The sequence below is a fragment of the Pseudomonas syringae genome, from assembly GCF_000737245.1.
GTDB classification, from domain to species: Bacteria; Pseudomonadota; Gammaproteobacteria; order Pseudomonadales; family Pseudomonadaceae; genus Aquipseudomonas; species Aquipseudomonas syringae_J.
The window spans coordinates 33,002-58,238 of the sequence record NZ_JPQU01000020.1 but is presented as its reverse complement, the minus strand read 5'-3'; the positions used below and the strand labels follow the sequence as shown (position 1 = coordinate 58,238).

The window sequence follows — 25,237 nt, the reverse complement described above, 5'->3', positions numbered from 1 at the left end:
CCGAGCATCACTCCACAAACATCTCCCGCAACAACCCATGACGCTGCATTTTTTCGTTCAGGGTACGGCGTGGCAGTTGCAGTTCATGGAGTACGGCTTTGATGTCGCCCTTGTGGCGGGCGAGGGCGGCGCGCAAGCATTGGGCTTCGAAAGCTTCCTGCTGAGCGGCGAGTGATTGGCCGGTATCGGTGGCAGTTTCTGGCGAAGCGGCCAGCCCCAGGATTTGCCGTTCAGCAGCATTGGCCAGCTCGCGAACATTGCCCGGCCAATCGTGGCTCAGCAGCTCGCTCAGCCTGGCACCGCTGAGTTGCGGCGCTTTACGTCCCAGACGTTCGGCTGCAGCCTTTGCGAAATGGGCGAACAGCAATGGAATATCCTCTCGACGCTCGCGCAACGCCGGCAGGCGCAGTTCGGCGACAGTCAGACGATAGGCCAGATCCTCGCGAAAGCGTCCGGCCCGGGCTTCCTCCAATAAATCCGGTTTGGTGGCCGCGATGATTCGCAGATCCACATCAATAGCCTTGTTTGAGCCCAGCCTTTCCAGCTTTTTGTCTTGCAGCACCCGTAGCAATTTGACCTGCTGGGCCAGCGGCATGCTTTCGATTTCATCGAGGAACAGGGTGCCGCCGTCGGCGTATTCGAGCTTGCCGATTCGCTTGCCCTGCGCTCCGGTAAAGGCGCCGCTCTCGTGGCCAAACAACTCGGCCTCGAACAATTGCTCAGGGATCGCCGCGCAATTGAGGGCCACAAAAGGTTTGGCTGCACGTGGGCCGAAGTCATGCAGGCAACGGGCGACCATCTCTTTACCGCTGCCGGTTTCACCGCGAATCACCACGTTGACCGGCAGTTGGGACAAGTCCAGCACCTGGCTGCGCAAGGTTTGCAGGCTGGGCGATACGCCGAGCAATGTCGCGTCCAGTTGTGATCGGGCATCGGCCCGCTCGTGCAGGCGGCGGTTTTCCAGAATCAGCTCACGCTTCTCCAGTGCCCGCCGCAGATTGCGCACCAGGGTTTCGGGACTGAAAGGCTTCTCCAGAAAGTCATAAGCCCCCTCACGCATGGCATCGACCGCCATAGGCACGTCGCCGTGACCGGTCAGCAAAATCACTGGCAAATCGGCGTCCAGCGCCTGAATTCTGGCCAGCAGCTCCAGGCCGCTGATGCCCGGCATCCGCACATCGCTCATGATGACCCCGGGAAAATGCTCAGGCAGATGCGCCAGGCAATCCTCGGCACGGCTGAATACTTGAACATTGAAGCCCGACAAAGTCAGCCATTGCTGCACGGCTTCGCGGATGGGCGCTTCATCATCGACCACAATCACCGAGTTCAACATGCAGGGTCTGGCTCCAGATAGTCGTTAGGCAGGCTGAACGAGAACAGCGCGCCGCTGCCCTGATTTTCGGCGCTCAGTTTGCCGCCCAGTTCATGGACAATGGCATACGACACCGCGAGCCCCAACCCCAGGCCGTCACCTACGGGTTTGGTGGTAAAAAACGGGTCGAAGATATTGCCCAGGTTCTCAGCAGAGATCCCGCCACCGCTGTCGGCAACACTGACTCGCCAGCGTTTGTCCTGAGCGTCAATGCGGATTTCCAGCCGTTTGGCAGGCTTGTCGCGCAGGGCATCGAGCGCATTGCGTAACAGATTGATCATCACTTGCTCAAGGCGGATCGCATCGCCGCGCACCCAGGCCGGTCGGCTAAGGGTCAAGACGCAGTCGACGCACTCATCGCGCAGTCGTGAATCCAGCAACAGCAGCGACTGATCGACCACCGCCGCCAGATCCAGCCGTTCGCGCAGGCCGTTGGGGCTTTTGCGAGCGAAGGTTTTGAGGTGCCCAGTCAACGCCGCCATGCGCGTCAGTTGCTGGTCCAGCGGCGCAATGGCTTTGTAGGCATCGTCGATGCGACCGTGATCGAGCAGCAACCGTAATGTCGCCAGTTGCATGCGTTGGGCGGTGAGCGGCTGATTGATTTCATGAGCCAGCGCTGCCGACATCTGCCCCAGCGCAGCGAGCTTGGTTGATTGCACCAGACCTTCTTGAGCGGTGTGTAGGTCTCGGGTGCGTTCTTGCACGAGACGTTCCAGTTCGTCGCGGCTGCGCTCGCGCATCCGTGCCAGGCGCCAGCGTTGGTAAAGGAACAGCCCGAGAAACACCAACGTCAGCCAGGTGCCCGCTGCCGCCAGGGCTGCGTTGCGGGTGTCTTCGCTGGCGACCTGAGGTTTGCGCAGCAGGTGGAGGGTCCAGTTCTCACCGGGCAGTGGCAGCGACCCCCATAAGTAGTCGGCGGTCCCATTCGGTCCGTCGACGCGGGTGAGATGGCTGTTTTCGTTAAACGTACGTAACTCGCGGCGGGGCAGCGGTGACAGCGGCTGCTTGTCGTACTGCCGAGTGGCGAGCAGTTCGGCGCGATCCTGCGTCGAAATCGGCCGAAGTTCGCGATAACGCCAGCCGGGCTGATTGGCGATGAACACGATGCCCTTGGCGTCGCTCACCAATAACAGATCATCGCCTTGTGCCCATTCATGTTCGAGGTCCGGAAACTCCAGCTTGACCACCATGGCGCCAAGAAACTTGCCGTCGTCGCCGATTACCGCGTTGGACAGAAAATAACCCGGGATGCCACTGGTCACGCCCACCGCATAAAAGCGCCCGACACCGGTGGCTTTGGTTTGCAGGAAATAAGGACGAAAGCCGTAATTGTGGCCCACGTAGCTGCTGGGCATGCGCCAGTTGCTGGCACCTATGGCCAGACCGTTGCGGTCGAGCAATTCGAGGGTCGATGACTGTGCCGCACCGTTGATGCGCTCCAGTTTGCGGTTCAGCGCGTCTTGAGTCTGGGCATTGATCGGGCCGTTCAAAGCGGCACGCAGCTCCGGATCCAGCGCCAGGACCGCGGGCAAGGCACGATAACGTTCAATCAGGGTGTGCAAAGTGTTGGCGTAGAGCGATAACTGCTCGCCTGCCCGTGCTGCATCGTCTTGCACCGCATGTAGACGGGCCTGGTGCACCGCCAACCCGGCCGAAACCGCCGCGCCAGCGAGAATCAGCACGCTGTAAAGGGTGATGCGTAGGGTGCGAGAGGTGAAGGGCATCGGATTGTTGCCTGAATATTATTAGTTACAGGCATTGTGGGAGCGGTGCTTGGTCTGGGCGGCATTCCGACGATAAGGTTGGACGCGATTCACCTTAGATTTCGTCCAGCCTTATCGTCGGAATGCCGCCCAGACCAAGCACCGCTCCCACACAGGCTCTGCTGCTGCCTTTAGAGCAAATTGAAACTCGTCTCTTTCACCGCTTCGGAATCCAGGCCGATCATCAGCTTGAACTCGCCCGCTTCGGCTGCGTATTTCAGTTCCGGGTTGAAGAACTTCAGATCGTCTTCGCTCAGGGTAAAGCTCACCACTTTCTCTTCGCCCGCCTGCAACATGACTTTCTCGAAGCCTTTAAGCTCTTTCACCGGACGGCTGATGGAGGCTGCAACATCACGCAGATACAGCTGAACCACTGTTTCACCCGCCACCTTGCCGGTGTTCTTCACGGTGACACTGGCGGTCAGTTTACCTTTGCGTGGCAGGTCTTTAGCCGATAGCGTGATATCCGAAACGTCGAACTGGGTGTAGCTCAGGCCGAAACCGAACGGGAACAGCGGGCCGTTGGTTTCCTCGAAATAATTCGAGGTGTAGTTGCCAGGTTTGCCCGGTGTGAGCGGACGACCGGTGTTCAGGTGCGCGTAGTAAACCGGCAGTTGGCCAATTGAGCGCGGGAAGGACATGGCCAGCTTGCCCGACGGGTTGTAGTCGCCGAACAGTACATCAGCCACTGCATTGCCGCCTTCAGTGCCAGGGAACCAGGTTTCCAGCATCGCATCGGCTTGTTGAACTTCGTCGACCAATACCAGCGGACGGCCATTCATCAACACCAGCACCAACGGCTTGCCGGTAGCCTTCAGGGCCTTGATCAGGTCCTGCTGCTTACCTGGAATGTTCAGGCTACTGCGGCTGGCGGATTCGTGGGACATACCACGGGATTCGCCCACTACCGCCACGATCACGTCAGCCTGTTCAGCGGTCTTGACCGCTTCATCGATCATTTCCTGGGCCGGACGTGGATCAACGTCGACTTCGTGTTCAATGAAGTTCAGGTAGTTGAGGATGTGTTCGTTATCGCTGACGTTGGCACCACGGGCATAAAGCAGTTTCGCCTTGTCGCCCACTGCATTGGCCAGACCGTCATATACCGTTACCGACTGATTCGGGCGACCGGCGGCAGACCAGCTGCCGAGCATGTCCAGTTGGCTTTTCGCCAGGCTGCCGATCACCGCGATGGTGCCCTGCTTTTTCAGCGGCAGGGTTTCATTATCGTTTTTCAGCAGGACAAGCGTCTTGCGCGCAACGTCCCGAGCTTCCGGGCGGTGCAGGCGATCATCGGAGTAAGTGTCCGCCGGGTCCTGGGCTGCATCGCCGATGCGCAGGTACGGGTTGGCGAACAGGCCCATGTCGTACTTGGCGCCCAGCACTTCACGCACGGCGCTGTCGATTTCCTTGACCGAAACCTCGCCGCTCTTGACCAGCCCCGGCAGTTCTTCGCCGTAAGCCTTGTCGTTCATGCTCAGGTCAACGCCAGCCTTGATGGCCAGCTTCGCGGCTTCGCGGTAATCCTTGGCGATGCCATGGTCGATCAGTTCCTTGATCGCCCCGTGGTCGCTGATGGTCACGCCTTTGAAGCCCCAATCCTTGCGCAGCAAGTCTTGCAGCAGCCATTTATTGGCGGTTGCCGGGACGCCATTGATGGAGTTCAGGGCGATCATCACGCCGCCCGCACCTGCATCGATCCCTGCACGATAGGGCGGCAGGTAATCCTGGTACATGCGCGTCGGGCTCATGTCCACCGTGTTGTAGTCGCGACCGCCTTCGACGGCGCCATACAGAGCGAAGTGCTTGACGGCGGCCATGATGCTGTCTGCAGACGCGACTTTCTGGCCCTGGAACGACTTGACCATTTCGGTCGAGATGCGCGAAACCAGATAGGTGTCTTCACCAAAGCCCTCGGAGCTACGGCCCCAACGTGGATCGCGGGAAATATCGACCATCGGCGCGAAGGTCATGTCCAGGCCGTCGGCGCTAGCTTCAATAGCCGAAATCCGCCCGGTCTCGGCAATGGCGGCCATGTCCCAGCTGGCAGCCAGACCCAGGCTGATGGGAAAAATAGTCCGATGGCCGTGGATCACGTCATACGCAAAGAACATCGGAATTTTCAGACGGCTCTTGGCGACGGCGGCCTCTTGCAGAGGGCGGTTCTCCGAGCGTGTAATGGAGTTGAACGTACCGCCGATGCGACCTGCGGCAATTTCCTTGAGGATCAGCGGCTGTGGCACTTCCTGACTGATACTGATCAATCGCAATTGACCGATCTTTTCGTCGAGGGTCATTTGTTTCATCAGATTGCCGATGAACGCGTTTTTGGCTTGCAACGTTGCCTGGCTATTAGCCGCCGGCGCGCTGACATTGCTTGCAGCAAACACCGACTGGCTTGCCAGACCGACCATAAGGCCGAGTAAACACAGCTTATTCATGAATGATTTCTCAAGGCTTTGGCCCGCAACTCTCGTTAAATAACAGGCAGCCATTATTTGGGAATTTTGACCTTTGGTGCTTATTGTCATCAGGGCGGCAGATGACCGCTGAACTTGTTGTCGCACCGAGCATCTGTAGCGCACAGGTTTTCAAACGGCGCAGGCGACGGATTATGCCGGGGAACTGCTGTTTTGGCTAAAGCCACTTTGCCATTCAGAATCAAAAAGTAACAAACAAGGGACATACATAATGCAAATACAGCGCAGCGAGGCTTTCCGAGGCCGCCGTTACACATGGGCCGCCAGTCTACTGATGGTGCTCAGTACGATGCTGACCGGTTGCGGCATCAACAACATTCCCACTTACGACGAACAGGTGAAGGCCGCCTGGGCTCAGGTGCAGAATCAGTATCAGCGCCGCGCAGACCTGATCCCCAATCTGGTGGAAACCGTTAAAGGCTACGCGAAGCAGGAGCAGGACACCCTGACCGCTGTGATTGAAGCCAGGGCCAAGGCGACGTCGATCCAGGTCGATGCCAGCACCTTGAACGATCCGGCCAAACTCAAACAGTTCCAGGATGCGCAGGGGCAGCTGACCGGTGCATTGAGCCGCCTGATGGTGGTTTCCGAACGTTATCCTGATCTGAAATCCAACCAGAACTTCCTCGCCCTGCAATCGCAGCTTGAAGGCACCGAGAATCGCATCGCTGTGGCGCGTCGGGATTTCATTACCTCGGTTGAGCGTTACAACACCGAAATCCGCACTTTCCCAGGACGGTTGTGGCACACCGTGATGTACAGCGATCTGCCGATTCGGCCGAACTTCGAAGCCACGACACCCGGCTCGGAAAAAGCGCCGGAAGTTAAGTTCTGATGCGGGGCCTGCGCCCGGTTTTGAGCAGGGCCTTATTCCTTGCGTTGCTCTGGTCTTGCGCCATGGTCGCGCAGGCGGCGCTGCAATTCCCCGAGCTGACCGGTCGCGTGGTAGATAACGCGCAGATGCTCGATGGGCAGACGCGCGCGCAAATCACCCAAATGCTTCAGGCCCATGAGCAAGCCTCGGGCGAGCAGGTGGTCGTGGTCACGCTGCCCAACCTGCAAGGCGCCAGCATCGAGGACTTCGGTTATCAGCTAGGGCGAAGCTGGGGCATAGGCGAAAAAGGCAAGGACACTGGCGCGCTGCTGATCGTGGCTCGTGACGACCGCAAGGTGCGGATCGAAGTGGGCTACGGCCTGGAAGGGCGCCTGACTGATGCCCAGTCTTCGGTGGTCATCAATCAGGTGATCACGCCAGCGTTCAAGAATGGCGACTTTGCTGGCGGCATTACCAGAGGCACCGAGGCCATTATTCAGGTGCTGGGCGGCAATCCCCTGGCGGAGCCGACTGCGGCCACAGATGAAGATGATTTCTTCGTCGAGCACGGGCTGTTGTTGCTGGGCCTGATTGTGTTGGCCATTGTGGTACTGAACATGAGCGGCTTCGGCGGTTCCGGACGTGGCGGCGGTGGGGGGTTCATCGGTGCTGGCGGGCTGGGCGGCTTTGGCGGCGGCTTGGGTGGTGGTTCTGGCGGCGGAGGCGGTGGTGGTTTCAGCGGTGGTGGCGGCGGTTTCGGTGGCGGTGGCTCGTCGGGCAATTGGTAGTTTAAGTGCTCAAGAAGTACACAAAGAGTGATGTCCTCATGGCTTTACTGAATCAAGACGAACAGCGGCAGGTTGCCGACGCGATCGCTCAGGTTGAACGCAACACTGATGCCGAGCTGGTCACCGTGCTTGCGGCCCAGGCCGATGATTACACCTACGTGCCGCTGATCTGGGCGGGGATCATTGGCTTGCTGCTGCCGGGGCTGATCAATTTCTATCCGCTGTGGCTCGATGCCAATCACCTGCTGTTGGCGCAGATTGCGACGTTTATCGTTGTGGCGTTGGTCTGCCATTTCAGTGGCTGGGCGCTGTATCTGGTGCCAGTCAAGGTTCGGCGCTGGCGCGCGGGGAATCTGGCGCGTCGGCAGTTTCTCGAACAGAACCTGCACCACACCGCTGGCGGCACCGGTGTATTGATCTTCGTCTGCGAGGCCGAGCGCTATGTGGAAATTCTGGTCGACCACGGGATTTCCAGCCGCTTGAGCAATGACACCTGGAAAACCATGATCGACGTCTTCACCCGCCAGGTTCGCGACGGGCAAACGTTGCAGGGTTTTCTCGGTTGCATCCAGGCCTGCGGCGAAGTGCTCGCCGAGCACGTGCCGGTAACCCAGGCGCGCAATGAATTGCCGAACAGGTTGGTGGTGTTGAGCTGAGCCTCTGGGGTGACACTGTTGGAGCGAGGCTTGCCCGCGAATCAGCCGCCTCGGTGAGTCAGGCATCCCGCATTTTCGTTCTTCGCGGGCAAGCCTCGCTCCAACAAGCGTTAATTAATCCAACCCCCACTCCCACAACCCGCCTAAAATAGCCGCCTTTGTTTCAGTTCGCCCCGAGGCGCTTTTCCGATGTCAGTCACTGCCACTCCCACCCAGACCGCGCCGGATCATCGTGCGCAGTTCCTGAGCCTGCTGGAAAACAGCCTCTCCCAGAACTCGTTCATCAAACTGGTACTGGCCAAGTACGTGGGCGCTGAAGTCGAATTGCAGCGGGTGATCATCAAGGCGCTAACGGTCAAGGATCAGCCTTGTCTGTCGTTCGTCTATCGCTACAAAACCCGGGACATCACCAAGAACTTCCCGCTGGCCGAGGCCGTTCAGGTGATCGCCGAGCTGTTGCCGGACTCTTTCAAGAATGCGCATCTGCTGTCGCTCACCGACGAAGTGCAGCTGGAGTTCAGCAAGAAAGGCAAAAGCACCCTGTTCAGGAGCAAGGCTCAGCAGGAGCGCGAAGCGCCTTCGGCCGGACATGATCGTGAGAAGAAGCGCTATCTGGAGTTGAGCCGGCCTTTCCTGACGGATCTGGGTGTGACTAACAAGCAGCACGAGCTGATCCCGTCCATGTCGCGCAAATGGAAGCAGATCAACAAGTTCATCGAAGTGTTTTCCCATGCCCTGACGTCTTCGCCACTCAAACTCGATCAGCCGATAAAGGTCGCGGACTTTGGGTCTGGTAAAGGCTATCTGACCTTCGCCATCCACGATTACCTGCGTAATACCTTGCAGGCCGAGGGGCGGGTCACAGGTGTTGAACTGCGCGAAGACATGGTCACGCTGTGCAACAACGCAGCCGCCCGGCTTGAACATCCGGGCCTGGTGTTCGAGTGTGGTGACGTGCGCAGCGTTGCGCCCAGCGCCCTGGATGTAATGATTGCGCTGCATGCCTGCGATATCGCTACCGACTACGCCATTCATATGGGCATCCGTTCCGGCGCATCCATCATCATGTGTTCGCCGTGCTGCCATAAACAGATCCGCTTGCAAATTCAGAGCCCGACCCTGTTGCGCCCCATGCTGCAATACGGTCTGCACATGGGCCAGCAAGCGGAGATGGTCACCGACAGCTTGCGTGCATTGCTGCTGGAAGCCTGTGGTTACGAGACCAAAGTGTTCGAGTTCATCTCGTTGGAGCACACCAACAAGAACAAAATGATCCTCGCCGTGAAACGCGCCGAACCCCTTAAATCAGCAGACATCCTGGCGAAAATCCAGGAGCTCAAAGTGTTCTACGGCATTCAGGAACAGTGCCTGGAAACTCTGTTGCTCGCTGATGGGTTTATTGGCTAGCAACAGATCCCTGTAGGAGCTCACCGAGGTTACGAGGCCAGCGATGGCGGTTTGCCTGACACGCCGCTATCGCTGCCTCGCGCTGCTCGTGAGCTCCTACAGTTAGTATTTGCCTCCAATAGATTGAGCCAGATCAATCCCGCCTTCCTCGGCGCGCGCATGCTGTAAGCATCTCCCACGCGCAGGCGACAACGCCGAGGATCCATCATGAGCAGCACTTTTTTCATTCCGTCCGTGAACATCATGGGCCTGGGCTGTATCGACGAAGCCATGCAGGCCATTCGTAAATACGGCTTTCTCAAAGCCCTGATCGTCACTGACGCCGGGCTTGCCAAAGCTGGTCTGGCCGCCGAGATCGCGGGCTTGCTGGTCGAGCAGGGCATCGACTCGGTGGTCTACGACGGCGCGAAACCCAATCCAACCATCAGCAACGTAGAAAACGGCCTGGCCCTGTTGCGTGAGCGCGAATGCGATTTCGTGATCTCTCTGGGTGGCGGCTCGCCCCATGACTGCGCCAAAGGCATTGCACTGTGCGCGACCAATGGCGGGCATATCAGTGATTACGAGGGCGTGGACCGTTCGCGGAATCCGCAATTGCCGTTGATAGCCATCAATACCACTGCTGGCACCGCCAGTGAGATGACCCGCTTTTGCATCATTACCGACGAAGCGCGTCACGTAAAAATGGCCATCGTTGATCGCAACGTGACGCCGCTGCTGTCCGTCAACGACCCGGCCATGATGGCCAAAATGCCGAAGTCCTTGACCGCCGCGACCGGCATGGATGCCCTGACCCATGCCATCGAAGCTTATGTGTCCACTGCTGCCACACCGATCACGGATGCCTGCGCCCTCAAGGCGATGTCGCTGATTGCCGCTTATCTGCCACGAGCGGTGAGTGACGGCTCGGACATGGAAGCGCGGGAAAATATGGCTTACGCGCAATTCCTGGCGGGCATGGCCTTCAACAATGCCTCGCTGGGTTTTGTGCACGCCATGGCGCACCAACTGGGTGGTTTCTATGACTTGCCTCACGGCGTATGCAACGCGGTATTGCTGCCGCACGTACAGAGCTTCAACGCGGCCGTGAGCTCGGTTCGCCTGTCTGATGTGGCACACGCCATGGGCGCCGATACGCGCGGAGTGTCGCCAGAAGAGGGCGCTCGTGCGGCAATTGCCGCGATCCGTACGCTGTCCGCTTCCATCGACATTCCGCCGGGGCTGAAGGCGCTGGGCGTGAAGGAAGAAGACTTCCCGATCCTGGCTGCAAACGCGTTGAAAGATGCCTGTGGCCTGACCAACCCGCGTCCTGCTGACCAACTGCAAATAGAAGGCATCTTCCGCAGCGCCCTGTGATTGCCAACCACCGTTAACGAGCATGGCCCGCGGTGGATAACGTCGCGGGTCTGCAATCGCCAAAGGACTGTTGATGAAAACCACATCAAGCGCTATTTGCGAAGCCGCCGACCAACTTGCCGGCTTTGTGGGCTACCACCACAAGGCAGGACGTCACATCGTGCGTTTCAGCGAAGATTCATTCGGCATGGACGTCAAGGACGAGACCATCACCCCGACCTGCGAGTTTGTCTGGTCACCCGCCGCCAACCAGTTGATGACCCTCAGCCGTCAGCGCCTGCAATTGTTGCTGGAGCAGAACATCGACGACCGCCTGCGCATCAGCGAACCGCTACGGGTGTACATGCGTCGTGTGGATCTGCCGGAGATTGTGGTGGAGCGGCGGGTGAAGGTTTGAGGTCCAGGCTAAATCTGTAGGAGTGCGCTTTGTCCGCGATGGCGGTGTGTCAGACAACGATTTATCGTTTGATCTGACGCCACCGCGGGCAAGCGCGCTCCTACAAGGGGCGTGTCGCCAATAAGCTGTTATTACATCCTGAACCGCATCGCCAATTGATTCAGCCCTACCGCCAGTTGTGACAGCTCGCTGCTGGCTGCCGAGGTCTGGTTGGCGCCTGCGGATGTCTGCAGGGACAGGTCGCGGATACTGGTCAGGTTGCGGTCGACTTCACGGGCGACTTGCGCCTGCTCTTCCGTGGCCGAGGCAATGCTCATGTTGCGTTCATTGATCTGCACAATCGCGGCGGTAATTTCCGCCAAGGCCTGACCGGCGGATTCCGCCACATCCAGGCTGGCACGTGCGCGTTCGCTGCTGTGACCCATGGCGCTGACGGCCTTGCCGGCGCCGCTCTGGATCGAGGCGATCATCTTTTCGATTTCTGCAGTCGACTGCTGGGTACGATGGGCCAGCGCACGGACTTCATCGGCTACCACCGCAAAGCCACGACCGGCTTCACCGGCCCGTGCCGCTTCGATAGCCGCGTTGAGGGCCAACAGGTTGGTTTGGTCAGCGATACCGCGAATCACGTCCAGTACACCACTGATGCCTTGCACCTGTACCGCCAGGCCATCAATTTCAACCGCCGTGACGCCGACCGCTTTATGCAGCTCGTTGATTACGCTTACGGTTTCGCCCACACGCTGACGGCCATTTTCTGCCGACTGACTGGAATCCCGCGCGGCATTCGAAGCCAGCGATGCATTGCGCGCGACTTCCTCCACCGCTGCCGTCATCTGGTTGATTGCGGTTGCAGCCTGGTTGATTTCGTCGTTCTGACGCTGCACGCCACGCAATGAATCCTCGGTCACGGCGGTCAGCTCTTCAGAGGTCGAAGCCAGCTGTGTTGACGAATCGCCCAGCTCGCCCAGCGTGTGGCGCAGGTTTTGCTGCATAACGGACAGCGCTTCAAGCAGGCGCCCCGGTTCATCCTTGCCGTCCACATCGATAGGTTTGCTCAGGTCGTTGGCCGCAATTTGCTGGGCAACTGCCAAGGCTTTGGCGATGGGCGCAACCAGGCTGCGGGTGAACAAGGCGGCCAGGGCCAGGGTTGCAGCCAACGCGATGACGATCGCTCCAATGGTGATATTGCGGGACTGGGCATAGGTCGAGTCCGCAGTCGCATCGGATTCGGCCATCTTCAGGTTGGCCAGGCGAGAAACTTCCGCGATGTCCTTGCTTAGCTGTTCCGCTGCCACGGTCATCTCGCCGTTGGTAGCGGTCAATGCACTGACGACGTCTTCACGCTTCTGTGCAACCGCATCCAGGAACCGGGAGTGCACTGCCAGATAAGCCGCCAGGTTGCGATCCATTGTGCTGAACGCCGCTTTGCCAGCTTCAGTGATCAACAACGGTTTGAGCTTGTTGACATCGGCCTGCAGGCTGCTGCGGGCCTGGCTGATACGTTCTACCTGGCGTTTGGCGCCATCAGCATCCGACGCCGAACGCAGGCCGGCATTGCCCAGGCGGATGGTCACCAGATCAGTCTTGATGTGTTCGGTGGACTGAACGGTAGGTAAGACATTGTCCTGCAACATCTCTCGTAACGCTTTCAGACCAGATAACTGCGCCAACGAAAAAAGGCCCAGGGCGGTGATCAGCACGGCAAAAAAGCCAAAGCAGAGCAGCGACCGGGGAGCGATATTGAAAGTTCTCAGATTCATGCGAGGGGCCTGTCAAGGTAGACGTTAGTACCCTATCGACATGAAACGATTCAGCTTGAGGCTGATTAGCAGGTTTTCCGGAAATATCCAGTAATAGATGAAAATAAGCTCCAGATCGCCGGTTTTTTGTCGAGCTATCTGCGAAAACCCGCTATCTAGAGCCTTCCCCGTCAGTTTTCAGTTATCCCTTGATGAAGGCCAGCAAGTCTTCGTTGATGACTTCCGGGTGGGTTGTGCACATGCCGTGTGGATAGCCTTTGTAGACTTTAAGCGTGCCGTTTTTCACCAATTTGATGGACAATTCTGCCGAGTCGGCAATGGGTACGATCTGGTCATCATCGCCATGCAGAATCAGTACGGGCACGGTGATCTTTTTCAGGTCTTCGGTGAAGTCGGTTTCCGAGAACGCCTTGATGCAGTCGTAATGGGCTTTTGCGCCGCCCATCATGCCCTGGCGCCACCAGTTGTCCTTGATACCTTCAGAGACCTTGGCACCTTCGCGGTTGTAACCGTAGAACGGGGTCGGCACTTCTTTGTAGAACTGGGCACGGTTGGCTGCGAGTGCAGCGCGGAAGCCGTCGAACACGTCCATGGGCAGGCCGCCTGGATTTTTGTCCGACTTGACCATGATCGGCGGAACCGCGCCGATCAATACTGCCTTGGCCACGCGGCCAGCACCATGTTGAGCAACATAGCGAGCAACTTCACCACCGCCCGTGGAGTGGCCGATATGCACAGCGTCCTTGAGCTTGAGATGGGTCACCAGCGCTGAAACATCGGCGGCGTAGGTGTCCATTTCGTTGCCGGTTGCGGTCTGAGTCGAGCGACCATGGCCGCGACGGTCGTGGGCGATTACCCGATAACCCTTGGAAAGGAAGAACAACATCTGTGCATCCCAGTCATCTGAACTGAGGGGCCAGCCGTGGTGGAAGACGATGGGCTGACCGGTGCCCCAATCCTTGTAAAAGATTTCAGTGCCGTCGCTGGTCGTGAAACTTGTCATGTCGTTTTGTCCTTTTCCAGTGGGGGCTTTAGTTGCCGCTTGAGCAGCAGTGCTGCCGAGGGCGATTGACGAAAGTGAGCCGGCGGCCAGCGCAGTAGCGCCAACCTTGAGAACTTGCCTGCGGGAACTCATTGGCGTGTTGTTAGTATCTGACACAGAACCTCCAGCTCTCGGCATTGCACGAGAGTCAGCCTAAAGACGTTAGCTCAATCCTGAGCGTTGGTTGAAGCGACCGCGGTTGCAGGCAAGAATCAGCATTTGCTCACCCAGCCGTGACAGTTGCTTCAAGGATTTTTGGCTACAGATTTTGATGGGAAATCTATACCGAGTTGACCGTGTAATAACCCGTGCCGATGTAACGAATGTGCTGTTGTTTGTTGTTAACGCTGAACTTGGGTTTTCGCCGGTTTTAGTCCGGCTCAAACTTGAGCGTTACTTCCAGGTAACAGCGCAGTGGGCAGCGCTTTGTTCGCCGCCGCTCACTCATGGCAAAACTATACGGCGTTGAATTGGAAAGAATAACGAGGTGGGAATGGATTGATTGTCGTGTTTGGGTTGACAGTGGTGCGTGCGATCTCTGGTGAAAAAAACGCTGACTGTAGGAGCGCACGAGCACCGCGAGGCCGCGATAGCGGTGTAACAGTCAGTCCGCTATCTCAGCTTCGCGGTGCTCGTGCGCTCCTCCAGGCTCTGATTTTTTCAGCGACATCTCACGCATCACTGCGGCCACTGCTCCAGCAACATGGCGACGAACTTTTCTGCCGCTGGGGACAATGACGCGCCGCGCCGGGAAACCAGCCCCAGCGTTCTGTCCACCACAGGGTCGACCAGCGGCACGCTCACCAGGGTCGGGTGACCTTCGGCCGGCATCGCCAGGCTCGGCATGGCGGATATGCCCAGGCCGGCCTCGACCATGCCCAGTGAGGTCGATAAATGCTGCACCTCATAAAACCATTTGGGGCGCCAGGTCAAACCGGCGAGAGCGTGGTCGAGGATCATCCTGTTGCCACTCAAACGCCCAACCCCGATCAGGCGATATTCACTGAGCTCAATCCAGGACACGGACTCGCGTTCGGCCAGTTCGTGGTCGCGTCGGCAAGCGAGCACAAAAGGCTCTTTGACCAAGGGCACAAACTCAATATCCGGGTGTTGGCCGCTCATCATGTTGATGCCGAAATCTGCCTCGCCACGCAGCACCGCTTCCAGACCTTCGTTGGCGCTGAGGTCCAGCAAGCGAATGCGAATCTTTGGGTAGCGCTCGTTATAGAGACGGATCACGGACGGCAAGAAATAGAAGGCTGCAGTGGGAATGCAGGCGAGGGTGACTTGACCAATCTGCCGTTCTGCCAGTTCTCGGATGTTCAGAATAGAGTCTTCGAAATCATCGAGCAGGCGCCTTGCCTTGGGGAAGAAATCCCGGCCTACGCTGGTCAGGCTGACGCGGCGCGTCGTGCGGTCGAGCAGTGATGTGCCCAATCCCTGTTCAAGTTTTTTGATACGCCGAGTCAGCGCTGGCTGGGAAATATGCAGCACTTCGGCAGCTTCGTGAAAGCTGCCAAGTTCGGCGATTTTCACGAACGATCGGATATCTTGAAGCTCATATTCCACATTTATTCTCCTCGGGTGGATTGCGAATGGGCTCAGAACTGGCTTAGCAATTATTGTGTGAAGTGGAATAATGGCTACGATCTTTGCATTGGATAAGGTCAAAAATCCATGGGACTCTTGCTTCCAACACATCAATTACCCCAATTGATCAATAAGAGTCAGCCATTATGCAACCGATTCCTTGCGTTCTGATGCGCGGCGGCACCTCTAAGGGGCCGGTCTTCCTTGCCAGCGATCTACCCGCCACGACTTCAGAGCGTGACGAACTTTTGCTGGCGCTCATGGGCTCAGGCCACGAGTTGGAAATTGACGGCATCGGTGGCGGCAGCCCGCAAACCAGCAAGGTGGCCATCGTCAGCCCCTCCGACCACGAAGATGCCGATGTGGATTACCTGTTTGTGCAAGTCATGGTGTCCCAGCGCCGCGTCGATACTGCGCCCAACTGCGGCAACATGCTCTGCGCGGTCGGTCCGTTTGCGGTGGAACAGGGGTTGGTCAAGGCCACCGCAGATGTCACACAGGTGCGGATTCGCAACCTCAATACCGGGACTTTCGTCTGTGCTGACGTCAGTACACCGGGTGGTCAAGTCAGCTACGAAGGTCAGACAAGTATTGACGGCGTACCTGGGTCGGCTGCTCCCGTTCAGCTCACGTTCCTTGACGCCGCGGGCAGTAAGACCGGCAAAATGTTTCCAACCGGCCAGCAGACTGACATCATTGATGGAGTGCCGGTGACCTGCATCGATATGGCGATGCCCATGGTTATCATCGAAGCGTCTTTGCTGGGTAAGCGCGGCGACGAGACCCCTGCCGAGCTGGATGGCGACAAAGATTTCTTACGCAAGCTCGAAGCCATTCGCTTGCGTGCGGGTATGGCCATGGGCTTGGGCGATGTCAGTGACAAAGTGATCCCAAAACCCGTACTGATTTCCCGGCCTGATGAGGGTGGGACCCTCAAGGTTCGTTACTTCATGCCGCACAACTGTCACAAGGCGTTGGCCATCACCGGCTCTATCGGCCTGGCGACGGCCTGTGTCAGCGATGGCACTGTGGTTGCAAACCTGCTGGGTATCAGCGCTGATACGCCGCGTCTGCATCAGGTTCGGATTGAACATCCGAGCGGTTCGATTCAGGTTGCCCTGGCTTACGTCGGTGAAAACGGCCAGACGATCCGTGCCTCAGTGGTGCGGACCGCACGACGATTGTTTTCCGGTGAGGTCTACGCGCCTGCCCCGCAGCGTCTGGCGGGCTAACGGTCGCTGGCTGCACCGTGCCTTGAATGACATGACACCAGGTACCGCATCAGAACAACTCCAATAATGGGTGATGCATCATGAAAATCGCAAAATCGCTCTACTTTCAGATTATCTGCGCCGTGGTCCTCGGGATCCTGGTCGGGCATTTCTGGGGTCAGCAAGCCGTGGCACTCAAGCCTTTGGGTGATGCGTTCATCAAGCTGATCAAAATGATGATCGCGCCGGTGGTGTTCTGCACCATCGTCACGGGCATTGCCGGCATGAGTGACAAGCGCTCCCTCGGCCGCTTGATGAGCAAGACCATGCTGCTGTTTCTTGCCCTGACGATTGTCAGCCTGTTCATCGGACTGGTTGCGGTATATGTGATCCAGCCGGGTGTCGGCATGAACATTGATCCGACGAAATTGAGCACTGCCGGGTTGAGTCAGTACACCGAGTCCGCCGCGAAACTCGGCGTCGTCGACTTTTTCATGCACATCATTCCAGACACGTTCGTTGGCGCGTTCAACAAGGGTGAAGTGCTGCCAGTGCTGTTCATCGCGGTGCTCTGCGGTTTCGCCTTGTCGTCGCTGGGCGAGCGTGGCAAGCCAGTGCTCAACGTACTGGAATCAGCTTCGCACATGGTGTTCAAGATTTTCTCGTACCTGATGCGTTTCGCCCCGATCGGCGCGTTTGGTGCGCTGGCATTCACCGTTGGCCAGTACGGCATTACCTCGCTGGGGTCGCTCGCCAAGCTGATCATGACCTTGTACATCGCCTGCGGCTTCTTTGTGTTCGTGGTGCTGGGCGGGATCTGCCGGGCCAACGGGTTCAGCCTGTGGAAGCTGCTGCGCTATTTTCGCGAAGAGTTTCTGGTGGTGCTTGGCACATCGTCTACCGAACCGGTGATGCCGCGCATGCTGGAGAAGCTTCAAGCCCTGGGCTGCAAGAAAGGCGTGGTCGGCCTGGTGCTTCCCACCGGTTACTCGTTCAATCTGGACGGCACTGCGATTTATCTGTCACTGGCCGCTGTGTTCATCGCTCAGGCCTGCAACATTGAGCTGAGCATGACCCAGACCCTGACCATGCTGGCGATCATGTTGCTGTCGTCCAAAGGCGCGGCGGGGGTGACTGGTAGCGGTTTTGTCGCGCTGGCATCGACGCTGTCTGTTATCCACGACATTCCGCTGGCGGGCCTGGCCTTGTTGATCGGTATTGACCGCTTCATGTCCGAAGCCCGGGCGTTGACCAGTCTGGCCAGCAACGCGGTCGCCACCGTAGTGATCTCTCTGTCTGAAAACGCCTGTGATCGCCAGGTGCTCTTGCAGAGACTCAATGGCAAACCGGCAGCAATCAGTCCCGATAGCGTCCAATGGGACAATGTCCCGCAGGTCGCCGAGCGCAGTTAACAACCCATACTCCAATCGATAGCCATTCGAGCGCGCCGAGTATCGCTTCCGCGGTACTCGGCAAGCCTGACAGCATTCGCTTGCCCATAAATAACAACAAGAGAATATCCATATGCTTGCCTTCCTTGGCTTGGCCATGGTTGTGGTGTTCACCTACCTGATCATGTCAAAACGTTTGTCGCCTATCGTTGCGTTGACGGTCGTTCCAATAGTATTTGCAGTCATTGGTGGTTTTGGCGGCACCACCGGCAAGATGATGCTCGACGGCCTGAAAATGGTCGCGCCCTCTGCAGCGCTTTTGCTATTCGCGATCCTGTTCTTCGGCCTGATGATTGACTCCGGGCTGTTCGATCCGCTGATCCGCAAGATCCTCAAGCGCGTCAACGGCGACCCGATGAAGATCGCAATAGGCACGGCGCTGTTGTCGCTCACCGTAGCGCTCGATGGCGATGGCACCACCACCTACATGATCACTTGCGCGGCGATGCTGCCTTTGTATAAACGCATTGGCATGAACCCGATGATCCTGGGGATCGTGGCCATGCTGTCGTTGAGCATCATGAGCGGCATGACCCCTTGGGGCGGCCCCGCCACGCGGGCGATTGCAGCGCTGGGGCTGGACGCGGGCGAGTATTTCATTCCGCTATTGCCCACCATGATCGGTGGCGCTGCGTGGGTGGTCTTCACGGCCTTTCTGCTGGGCCGTGCCGAACGTAAACGCATCGGTAACATCGACCTGCAAAGTGGTGGTGGCAACTGCTACATCGAAGCGATTCTGGGCGATACCCCGCACAAACGCCCCAAACTTGCCTACGTCAATCTGGCCTTGGTCATCGCTGTGATGATCGCGCTGGTCATGGGCCTGATGCATTCGGCGATCCTGTTTCTGATCGGTTTCGTGCTGGCGCTGATGATCAACTACCCGCAGCTGGATGTTCAGAAAGAACGCATTCTGGCCCACTCCGGCAATGCCATGACGGTGGTGTTGCTGGTATTCGCTGCCGGTGTGTTCGCCGGGATTTTCTCGGGCACCAAGATGGTCGATGCATTGGCTCAGACCCTGGTGGCCTGGATTCCGCCCGAGTGGGGTCATCTGTTCCCATTGGTCGTTGCCCTGACCAGCATGCCGTTGACCTTTGTCCTCTCCAACGACGCGTACTACTTCGGCGTGGTCCCAATCCTCGCCAATGCCGCAGCTGCCTATGGCATCAGCCCGCTGGAGATTGCCAGGGCGTCGATCCTGGGCCAGCCAGTGCACTTGATGAGTCCGCTGGTGGCGTCGACATTGCTGTTGGTGGGCATGATCGACCGCGACATCGGCGACTTCCAGAAAGCCATGGTGAAGTGGGCGGTGCTGACTTCTCTGGTGGTCACGGGCCTGGCGCTGCTGACCGGTGCCATCACGCTGATCGCCTGATCGCCTGATCGCTTAATCCCTGATAGCCAATTTCTCACGCGCCTTGCCCAAGGCGCGCGGGCCACTGCATCTCCAAATAACAACAACGACGAGTACCGAGCATGAGTATGTTTTTCAAGCGTGGAGCCACGGCCCTGATAAAGAGCGCGCCGCTACTGGGCATACTGCCTTGGGCGGGTGCCGATGCGGCGGGATTCATCGAAGACAGCAAACTGAAGCTGCAACTGCGTAACGTGTATATCAACGAGAACTTCCGCGACGAAAACGGCCTGAGTGCACGTGCCGCAAGTACCGCCAAAAGCGAGCGAACCGAGTGGGCGCAGGGCTTTTTGCTCGACTATCAGTCCGGTTTCACACAAGGCACGCTGGGTTTTGGCGTTGATGCCCTGGGCCTTCTGGGGGTCAAGCTCGACTCGGGTAAAGGTCGCAGCGGCACTGGCTTGCTGCCTGTACACGCCGATGGCCGCGCGGCGGATGAATTCTCAAGTCTGGGTGCGGCCGCCAAGGTGCGGCTGTCCAAAACTACGGTGAAATACGGCACGTTGTTGCCCAAGACACCGGTGCTTATCTATAACGATGCACGGCTGCTGCCCCAGACATATCAGGGTGCTCAGTTCTCCAGCACCGAAATCGACAACCTGACCCTGACCGGCGGGCGCCTGGACCAATTCAAACTGCGAGATTCCTCGGACAGTCGCTCAATCGTTCCCGACGGTTTTACCGGCAGAGGCTCGGATTTTTCCTATGCCGGTGGCGATTACAAACTCGGCAAAAGCATCCGGCTAAGCTATTTCTATGGCGAACTCGAGAACTTTTACCGCCAGCAATTCGCATCGATCCAGCACGATTTGCCCTTGGGGCCTGGAGTACTGACCAGCGATCTGCGCTATTTTCACAGCGTCGGTGCCGGAAACGCGCGTGATGGCAAAATCGATAACGACATGCTCAGCGGTCAACTGACCTACGCCCTTGCCGGACACAGCTTTGGCGGCGGCTATCAAACCCTCAGCGGCGACGCTGGTCTGCCGTACATCAGCGGCGCAACCGTGTACTCATTCAGTAACGTAGGTATCGGCAAATTCATCGAAGAAGATGAAAAAACCTGGCTGCTCAGCTACGCCTATGACTTCGCCCGCGTCGGTGTGCCGGGCCTGACGTTCTCGACGCGCTACATCAGTGGCGACAACGGCAAAGCCGGCTCGGAACAACTGAAAGAATGGGAACGTGATGCAGAGCTGGCCTACGTGCTGCAAGGCGGGACCTTCAAGGGGTTGGGCGTGAAACTGCGTAACTACGTCTACCGCTCGGACTTCTCCCGTGGCCGCGACAGCAATCGGCTTTATCTCACGTATGACATAGCACTTTGGTGACAACCCTGTGGGAGCGAATTCATTCGTGAAAGCGGAGTGTCAGGCACTCAAGGATCGCAAGGCGGCCGCATTCACCAATGAATTCGCTCCCACAGAAAATAGGCCCGTGAGGTAGGCATGCGGTCTCAGTGGGGGCTGGCTGGATGAAGCAGAAGGGATTTGAAGCTTGAAAGAAATGGAGCGGGTGGAGGGAATCGAACCCTCAACTAAAGCTTGGGAAGCTTTCGTTTTGCCACTAAACTACACCCGCTTTGAAACGGCTGACTTTGTACCAGAACGGCACGCTGAATTGAAGCGCTAATTTCTCTTTCCCTGCTTTTATGCCCCCCTTCAGAACCGAATCCGAACCAGGCCCACTCGCCAGTTGTGGTGTGTTGCGCTGGCGAATGGGTTTGCTTGCCTGGTCGAACGAGAAGCTCACAGGGCGAATGCATGTACGGTCTGCACCTGTTTGAAGTGGTAGGTTGACCGGTTACGGGCCGGAGCTTGCGGGGTGAGGAAGTCCATCAGGGCGAAACGCGAATCGCGGCAAGCGGCTTTGTGTTCCATGTCCAGGAAGTGCCCGGTGCTCTGAATGGTGGTGAAGGTGCTGTGCTGGACAACCGGCGCGAACAGTCGGGCGTCGGTGGCTGCAGTGTATTCGTCCCATTCGCCGTTCAGGAACAGGACCGGCACGTTGATGTTCCTGGCCGCACTCAGGTAACTCTGGGCGTCAAGGTTCAAGACATCGTTGATGTGGTAGTTCATCTGGTCGTATTCATGGGTGTCCAGGCTGCTCACGTGACGATAGTTGAAGCGCTTGAACAACGGCGGCAAGTGTTTGCCGATGGTGTCGTTGACCAGGTTGCCGACTTCGTAGCGGTCGTGGACGCTCAAGTGCTTCACGCCCCGTTCGAGGTAGTCGCGCATGGGGTCGTTGATCACGGGGGAGAAAGAGCTGATCACCGCTTTTTCGATCCGGTGCGGCCGATGAGACAGCGCAACCAGTGCCGCCGCGCCGCCCCAGGAGAACGACAAGATGTGTTCTGCACTGAAATGGTCGATCAGCTCCAGCAGGATCTGGCCTTCCAGCTCCTTGGTCAGTGGCCGTTCGTTCATGTTGTGAGGCTTGGACTTGCCCGCATAGGGCTGGTCATAAAGCACCACGTTGAATTGAGGGTGCAGATTGCGCACCGTCTGGGCGAATGACGCAGTGGTGGCCAGCGAGCCGTTGACCAGAATGATGGTCTTTTCTGCGGCATCTGCGCGATAAAACTCCGTGTAAACCCGAAACTGTCCCTGTATATCGAGCACAGCGATTTCTGGCCTCATATCTATGTCTCCTGGCGTAAACAGATTTGCGCGCAATCGAAATTGCACGAGTTTCGTGACAGGTAGGCATTGCCTTAAGGGGCCCTTGTCGATCCGAACGATCTGTCCGACAGGTGTTTTATTATTGGCGGGCGATTTGCCGTGAGCGTGTGCTCTGGTCGGCAAAAGGTTTCTTAGAATACACAAATGACTCGCCGGTCACATGTGGACCGACGATTGGATTCAAGCAGGGGATCGGGTTGCCCGCAAGTGCCGTTCGTAGTTTGCCGAAGGCGTTCTGCCGAGCGGTCGAGCGAGGCCTAGACGCCTTTTATTTCCGTGGCCTGTAGCAATCGGTACTGCCCGGGCTCTAGCGCGGGGTCCAGCGTCAGAGGGCCCATGCTTTCGCGGTGCAGTCGCAGCACCTTATTGTCGAAATAGCCGAACATGCGCTTGATCTGATGATAGCGGCCTTCAACGATGCTCAAGCGTGCGCAGCGGGGTCCCAGCACGGTGAGTATTGCCGGTTGGGTGGTGAGGTCTTCGAAGGCGAAGTAAAAACCTTCGGTGAATTTCTCCGCATAGCGCTCGTCGATCACTTGCTCGGTTTCGACGTAATAGACTTTCGGCTGCTTGGTCTGCGGCTGGGTTAGACGGCGCGACCATTGGCCGTCATTGGTGATGAGCATCAGGCCGGTGGTGTTGAAGTCCAACCGCCCGGCGATGTGCAGCTCTTGCTTGTCCGGTTCGTCCAGCAGATCAAGGACCGTCGGGTGCTGCGGGTCAGACGTTGCGCTAACGCAACCTGGCGGTTTATGCAGCATGAAGTAGCGTGCGGGCTTGCCGGCCTGCAGCACTTCGGTATCGAACTCCACACGGCTGAATTCACGTACATCGTGATGGGGATCACCGATCACTTGTCCATCCACCTTGATGCGTCCGGCGATCAGCGCCAGACGTACGTCCTTGCGATTGAAGCGCGGCAGGTTACTCAGGAAACGGTCGAGACGCATGGCACGGATAATCAATGTGGGCGAGGAGGGCGGATATGTTACTCGCTTGCTTGAGGTTCCATGAACTGCGACGTTTGCTGACAGATATAGGATCTCCCGCAACGGGTCACCCAAACCGTGGGGGGCGAATTCATTCGCGAAGAGGCCACTACATCCGCCAGATCTTCATTGGTCTTGATATTGGTTTCGCGAATAAATTCGCTTCCACGGATCCCGGATCCCGGACCCACCTATGCGTTGGTTCGGAAGGCAAACGTAGAGTCTCAGAGATTGTTTTTGCCTGAAAGCGCGTCATTGACACCCGCACAACGTGGACACAGGCAGGCTTTATTGCGCAGTTCGTCCGGCAATGCCTGGATGATTGCCGGATCGATGCTGACTGAAAAACACCAGCATGCCTGGTCAGCAGTTTTCGGGTCTGCCTGGGCGCAATCGTTGCTGGCACCACAGGCCGGACACAAAGCCGGGGTCGCAGATGCGGTACTCATGCCGGGAGCGGTTCCTCGATACATACCTGATTGCGGCCGCTTTGTTTGGCGCGGTAAAGCGCGCTGTCGGCTCGTGCGATCAGGCTGTGCAGGGTGTCGTCGGGCTGCAGCTCGGCCAGGCCAATGCTGACGGTCACTTGCACAGGCTCATTGGCGAACACATAAGTATGTTGCTCGGCCAGCAGGCGGATTTTCTCGGCGACGCGTCGGGCGCTTTGGCTATCGCTGCCCTTGAGCAGGATGATGAACTCTTCGCCACCCCAGCGACAAACGATGTCCGACTGACGCAAACACCGCCTCAGATCATCGCCGAAGCCCATCAGCACTTCATCCCCCGCCAGATGCCCACGGGTGTCGTTCAGGTATTTGAAGTGGTCCAGGTCCAGCAGCATCGCGGACAGCGGCTTTGACTCACGCGCGGCGTCTTTGAGTGTCTTGTCCGCCATCAGGTTGAAGCCGCGTCGGTTGGGCAGGCCGGTCAGGCTATCCAGCGTTGCCTGGGTTTCGATGCGTTGCTGATAACGGGTCATCAGATGGTGCAGCAGATAGACCACCACCAGAGTGATGATCAGGCAGATCAACAGGTTCAAGTACAGCGAATGCCGCGCCTGGCTCAGTGCTGACTCTTCCTCTTTCTCAACGAACAGAAACCAATTCAACTCAGGGATATAGCGCACGTTGAGAAAGCAGTGTTGATGGTTGCTCTGGTATTCATAAGTGCCACTAAGCGGTTTGGGCATCTGCTTGATCAGGTCGGCGATGCCTGGCAGGTTGCTCAGTGAATCACCGATGGCAGCACCTTGAGGGCCGCCGTCTGCGCCGGTCAGCACTATGCGCCCGAAGGTATCAACGAAATACACGCTGCGCTCATAACGCTGCTGGTAGCGATCAATCAGCTTGATCACCGCGTCCACGGTCAGGCCGACGCCGGTGGCGCCGATGAATTTGTTGTCGTAGTCGAACACTTTGTAATTGATGAAGAAGGTCAGGTTGTCTTTGTTGGCCATATCGGGATCGAGGTTGATCTCGAAAGGCGCTTGCATGTCCCTGACCCGGTAATACCAGACGTCACGCGGCTCGCGGGCGTCGATTTTCTTCAGCACGCCTTTGGCCTGGTAGTAAGTCAGGCTTTTGTCTGAGACGAAAAATGAAGTAAAGGCGCCGTAATGATCCATGACCTCTTTGAGGTAGCGGCTCATTTTTGCGGGGTTTCGCTCACCGTCCATCACCCAGTCACGCATAAAGGTATCCCGGGCCATCATCGAGGAAATCAGCACAGGGCGGACCAGGTCTTTCTGGATTTCCGAATACACCGTATCGGAGGTCAGCGGCAGCTCGGTATTGATGATGTTGTCGCGAATGGCCGCGCGCGAGGCGTTATAACTGAGCAGTAAAGTCGCCAGAAAGCCGCTGCCGAGCACAATGATTAACGTCAGCAACAGCGAACGCTGCGAATACGCCGGGGTGCGAAAAGGCATGAAACGTCCGTAGTTGAATACCCATATAGTGGCAGCATGCTAGCGCGCCGCCACTGCTTGCGCTATCGCGATGTTGCCTGTTTTCGATGCATTTCGCCCCGTGGTCCGCAAACATTAGGGCTTTTGC

Annotated in this window: 19 protein-coding genes, 1 tRNA gene and 2 pseudogenes; 10 read left to right on the top strand and 12 right to left on the bottom strand. The window is 57.8% G+C overall.

Annotated elements, in window-relative coordinates; translation table 11 throughout:
* Window positions 1-7: 7 nt before the first annotated feature.
* From IV01_RS19770 to bglX, 3 genes are all read right to left on the bottom strand, one after another.
* A complete protein-coding gene (locus tag IV01_RS19770; protein ID WP_032626636.1) occupies window positions 8-1,336 on the bottom strand; it encodes a sigma-54-dependent transcriptional regulator in 1,329 nt (442 codons plus the stop codon).
* Window positions 1,330-3,099 carry a sensor histidine kinase gene (locus IV01_RS19775; RefSeq protein ID WP_032626634.1) on the bottom strand — a complete coding sequence of 590 codons (1,770 nt, stop codon included), beginning with the start codon at window positions 3,097-3,099 and terminating at the stop codon, window positions 1,330-1,332. Before IV01_RS19775 ends, IV01_RS19770 begins: the two co-directional genes overlap by 7 nt.
* 170 nt (window positions 3,100-3,269) lie before the next feature.
* On the bottom strand, window positions 3,270-5,579 hold the full coding sequence (bglX, locus tag IV01_RS19780) for a beta-glucosidase BglX (RefSeq protein ID WP_032626631.1): 2,310 nt from the start codon (window positions 5,577-5,579) through the stop codon (window positions 3,270-3,272).
* Between the two features lie 313 nt (window positions 5,580-5,892).
* On the opposite strand from bglX, the gene IV01_RS19785 reads away from it, so the two are divergent.
* The 6 genes from IV01_RS19785 (at window position 5,893) to IV01_RS19810 (ending at window position 11,036) form a co-directional block, all read left to right on the top strand.
* Window positions 5,893-6,453, top strand: a complete 561-nt coding sequence (locus IV01_RS19785; protein ID WP_418903509.1) for a LemA family protein — start codon at window positions 5,893-5,895, stop codon at window positions 6,451-6,453.
* Window positions 6,453-7,220 (top strand): TPM domain-containing protein, encoded by a 768-nt coding sequence (locus IV01_RS19790; RefSeq protein WP_032626629.1) that lies wholly within the window; start codon window positions 6,453-6,455, stop codon window positions 7,218-7,220. The genes IV01_RS19785 and IV01_RS19790 overlap by 1 nt, the downstream gene beginning before the upstream one ends.
* 38 nt (window positions 7,221-7,258) lie before the next feature.
* On the top strand, window positions 7,259-7,876 hold the full coding sequence (locus tag IV01_RS19795; protein ID WP_032626627.1) for a TPM domain-containing protein: 618 nt from the start codon (window positions 7,259-7,261) through the stop codon (window positions 7,874-7,876).
* 189 nt (window positions 7,877-8,065) lie between these two features.
* Entirely contained in the window at window positions 8,066-9,283 is a 1,218-nt protein-coding gene (locus IV01_RS19800; RefSeq protein ID WP_032626625.1) for a class I SAM-dependent methyltransferase, read from the top strand.
* 207 nt (window positions 9,284-9,490) lie between these two features.
* Window positions 9,491-10,639 carry an L-threonine dehydrogenase gene (gene yiaY / locus IV01_RS19805; RefSeq protein WP_032626623.1) on the top strand — a complete coding sequence of 383 codons (1,149 nt, stop codon included), beginning with the start codon at window positions 9,491-9,493 and terminating at the stop codon, window positions 10,637-10,639.
* A 73-nt stretch (window positions 10,640-10,712) separates the two neighbouring features.
* Entirely contained in the window at window positions 10,713-11,036 is a 324-nt protein-coding gene (locus IV01_RS19810; protein ID WP_032626621.1) for a DUF2025 family protein, read from the top strand.
* A 131-nt stretch (window positions 11,037-11,167) separates the two neighbouring features.
* Here the strand turns inward: IV01_RS19810 and IV01_RS27365 are convergent.
* The 4 genes and pseudogenes from IV01_RS27365 to IV01_RS19825 form a co-directional block, all read right to left on the bottom strand.
* Window positions 11,168-11,767: pseudogene (locus IV01_RS27365) on the bottom strand (methyl-accepting chemotaxis protein); the annotation flags it as partial.
* A gap of 306 nt (window positions 11,768-12,073) precedes the next feature.
* Window positions 12,074-12,799, bottom strand: a pseudogene (locus tag IV01_RS27360) (MCP four helix bundle domain-containing protein); the annotation flags it as partial.
* A 181-nt stretch (window positions 12,800-12,980) separates the two neighbouring features.
* A complete protein-coding gene (locus IV01_RS19820; protein WP_229636090.1) occupies window positions 12,981-13,802 on the bottom strand; it encodes an alpha/beta fold hydrolase in 822 nt (273 codons plus the stop codon).
* A gap of 717 nt (window positions 13,803-14,519) precedes the next feature.
* Complete coding sequence (locus IV01_RS19825; RefSeq protein ID WP_032626615.1) at window positions 14,520-15,410, bottom strand: LysR family transcriptional regulator; 891 nt, start codon at window positions 15,408-15,410, stop codon at window positions 14,520-14,522.
* Window positions 15,411-15,577: 167 nt separating this feature from the next.
* Between IV01_RS19825 and IV01_RS19830 the strand changes: the two genes are divergently transcribed.
* From IV01_RS19830 to IV01_RS19845, 4 genes are all read left to right on the top strand, one after another.
* Window positions 15,578-16,663: a 4-oxalomesaconate tautomerase gene (locus IV01_RS19830; RefSeq protein ID WP_032626613.1), complete on the top strand. Its 1,086-nt coding sequence runs from the start codon at window positions 15,578-15,580 to the stop codon at window positions 16,661-16,663.
* Window positions 16,664-16,743: 80 nt separating this feature from the next.
* Window positions 16,744-18,054: a dicarboxylate/amino acid:cation symporter gene (locus tag IV01_RS19835; RefSeq protein WP_032626611.1), complete on the top strand. Its 1,311-nt coding sequence runs from the start codon at window positions 16,744-16,746 to the stop codon at window positions 18,052-18,054.
* Between the two features lie 112 nt (window positions 18,055-18,166).
* Complete coding sequence (locus IV01_RS19840) at window positions 18,167-19,471, top strand: CitMHS family transporter (RefSeq protein ID WP_032626609.1); 1,305 nt, start codon at window positions 18,167-18,169, stop codon at window positions 19,469-19,471.
* A 101-nt stretch (window positions 19,472-19,572) separates the two neighbouring features.
* Window positions 19,573-20,841, top strand: a complete 1,269-nt coding sequence (locus tag IV01_RS19845; RefSeq protein ID WP_032626607.1) for an OprD family porin — start codon at window positions 19,573-19,575, stop codon at window positions 20,839-20,841.
* Between the two features lie 176 nt (window positions 20,842-21,017).
* On the opposite strand, the gene IV01_RS19850 is transcribed toward IV01_RS19845, so the two are convergent.
* The 5 genes from IV01_RS19850 to IV01_RS19870 all read right to left on the bottom strand — a co-directional run bounded on the left by IV01_RS19850 (window position 21,018) and on the right by IV01_RS19870 (window position 25,110).
* A tRNA-Gly gene (locus IV01_RS19850) sits at window positions 21,018-21,091 on the bottom strand.
* 167 nt (window positions 21,092-21,258) lie between these two features.
* Window positions 21,259-22,152: an alpha/beta fold hydrolase gene (locus tag IV01_RS19855; protein ID WP_032626605.1), complete on the bottom strand. Its 894-nt coding sequence runs from the start codon at window positions 22,150-22,152 to the stop codon at window positions 21,259-21,261.
* Between the two features lie 299 nt (window positions 22,153-22,451).
* Window positions 22,452-23,144: a pseudouridine synthase gene (locus IV01_RS19860; protein WP_032626604.1), complete on the bottom strand. Its 693-nt coding sequence runs from the start codon at window positions 23,142-23,144 to the stop codon at window positions 22,452-22,454.
* Between the two features lie 263 nt (window positions 23,145-23,407).
* Entirely contained in the window at window positions 23,408-23,632 is a 225-nt protein-coding gene (locus IV01_RS19865; RefSeq protein ID WP_032626602.1) for a cysteine-rich CWC family protein, read from the bottom strand.
* Window positions 23,629-25,110, bottom strand: coding sequence for a sensor domain-containing diguanylate cyclase (locus tag IV01_RS19870; protein WP_032626601.1), 1,482 nt, complete (start codon window positions 25,108-25,110; stop codon window positions 23,629-23,631). The genes IV01_RS19865 and IV01_RS19870 overlap by 4 nt, the downstream gene beginning before the upstream one ends.
* Window positions 25,111-25,237 lie beyond the last annotated feature (127 nt).

Excerpts from the sequence above, each read along its gene's own strand:
- IV01_RS19860 (WP_032626604.1), bottom strand. The coding sequence starts at position 23,144 with ATGCGTCTCGACCGTTTCCTGAGTAACCTGCCGCGCTTCAATCGCAAG.
- IV01_RS19865 (WP_032626602.1), bottom strand. The coding sequence starts at position 23,632 with ATGAGTACCGCATCTGCGACCCCGGCTTTGTGTCCGGCCTGTGGTGCC.
- IV01_RS19800 (WP_032626625.1), top strand. The coding sequence starts at position 8,066 with ATGTCAGTCACTGCCACTCCCACCCAGACCGCGCCGGATCATCGTGCG.
- IV01_RS19820 (WP_229636090.1), bottom strand. The coding sequence starts at position 13,802 with ATGACAAGTTTCACGACCAGCGACGGCACTGAAATCTTTTACAAGGAT.
- bglX (WP_032626631.1), bottom strand. The coding sequence starts at position 5,579 with ATGAATAAGCTGTGTTTACTCGGCCTTATGGTCGGTCTGGCAAGCCAG.
- IV01_RS19770 (WP_032626636.1), bottom strand. The coding sequence starts at position 1,336 with ATGTTGAACTCGGTGATTGTGGTCGATGATGAAGCGCCCATCCGCGAA.
- IV01_RS19790 (WP_032626629.1), top strand. The coding sequence starts at position 6,453 with ATGCGGGGCCTGCGCCCGGTTTTGAGCAGGGCCTTATTCCTTGCGTTG.
- IV01_RS19840 (WP_032626609.1), top strand. The coding sequence starts at position 18,167 with ATGCTTGCCTTCCTTGGCTTGGCCATGGTTGTGGTGTTCACCTACCTG.
- IV01_RS19855 (WP_032626605.1), bottom strand. The coding sequence starts at position 22,152 with ATGAGGCCAGAAATCGCTGTGCTCGATATACAGGGACAGTTTCGGGTT.
- yiaY (WP_032626623.1), top strand. The coding sequence starts at position 9,491 with ATGAGCAGCACTTTTTTCATTCCGTCCGTGAACATCATGGGCCTGGGC.
- IV01_RS19785 (WP_418903509.1), top strand. The coding sequence starts at position 5,893 with ATGGTGCTCAGTACGATGCTGACCGGTTGCGGCATCAACAACATTCCC.
- IV01_RS19795 (WP_032626627.1), top strand. The coding sequence starts at position 7,259 with ATGGCTTTACTGAATCAAGACGAACAGCGGCAGGTTGCCGACGCGATC.
- IV01_RS19835 (WP_032626611.1), top strand. The coding sequence starts at position 16,744 with ATGAAAATCGCAAAATCGCTCTACTTTCAGATTATCTGCGCCGTGGTC.
- IV01_RS19830 (WP_032626613.1), top strand. The coding sequence starts at position 15,578 with ATGCAACCGATTCCTTGCGTTCTGATGCGCGGCGGCACCTCTAAGGGG.
- IV01_RS19870 (WP_032626601.1), bottom strand. The coding sequence starts at position 25,110 with ATGCCTTTTCGCACCCCGGCGTATTCGCAGCGTTCGCTGTTGCTGACG.
- IV01_RS19845 (WP_032626607.1), top strand. The coding sequence starts at position 19,573 with ATGAGTATGTTTTTCAAGCGTGGAGCCACGGCCCTGATAAAGAGCGCG.
- IV01_RS19810 (WP_032626621.1), top strand. The coding sequence starts at position 10,713 with ATGAAAACCACATCAAGCGCTATTTGCGAAGCCGCCGACCAACTTGCC.
- IV01_RS19775 (WP_032626634.1), bottom strand. The coding sequence starts at position 3,099 with ATGCCCTTCACCTCTCGCACCCTACGCATCACCCTTTACAGCGTGCTG.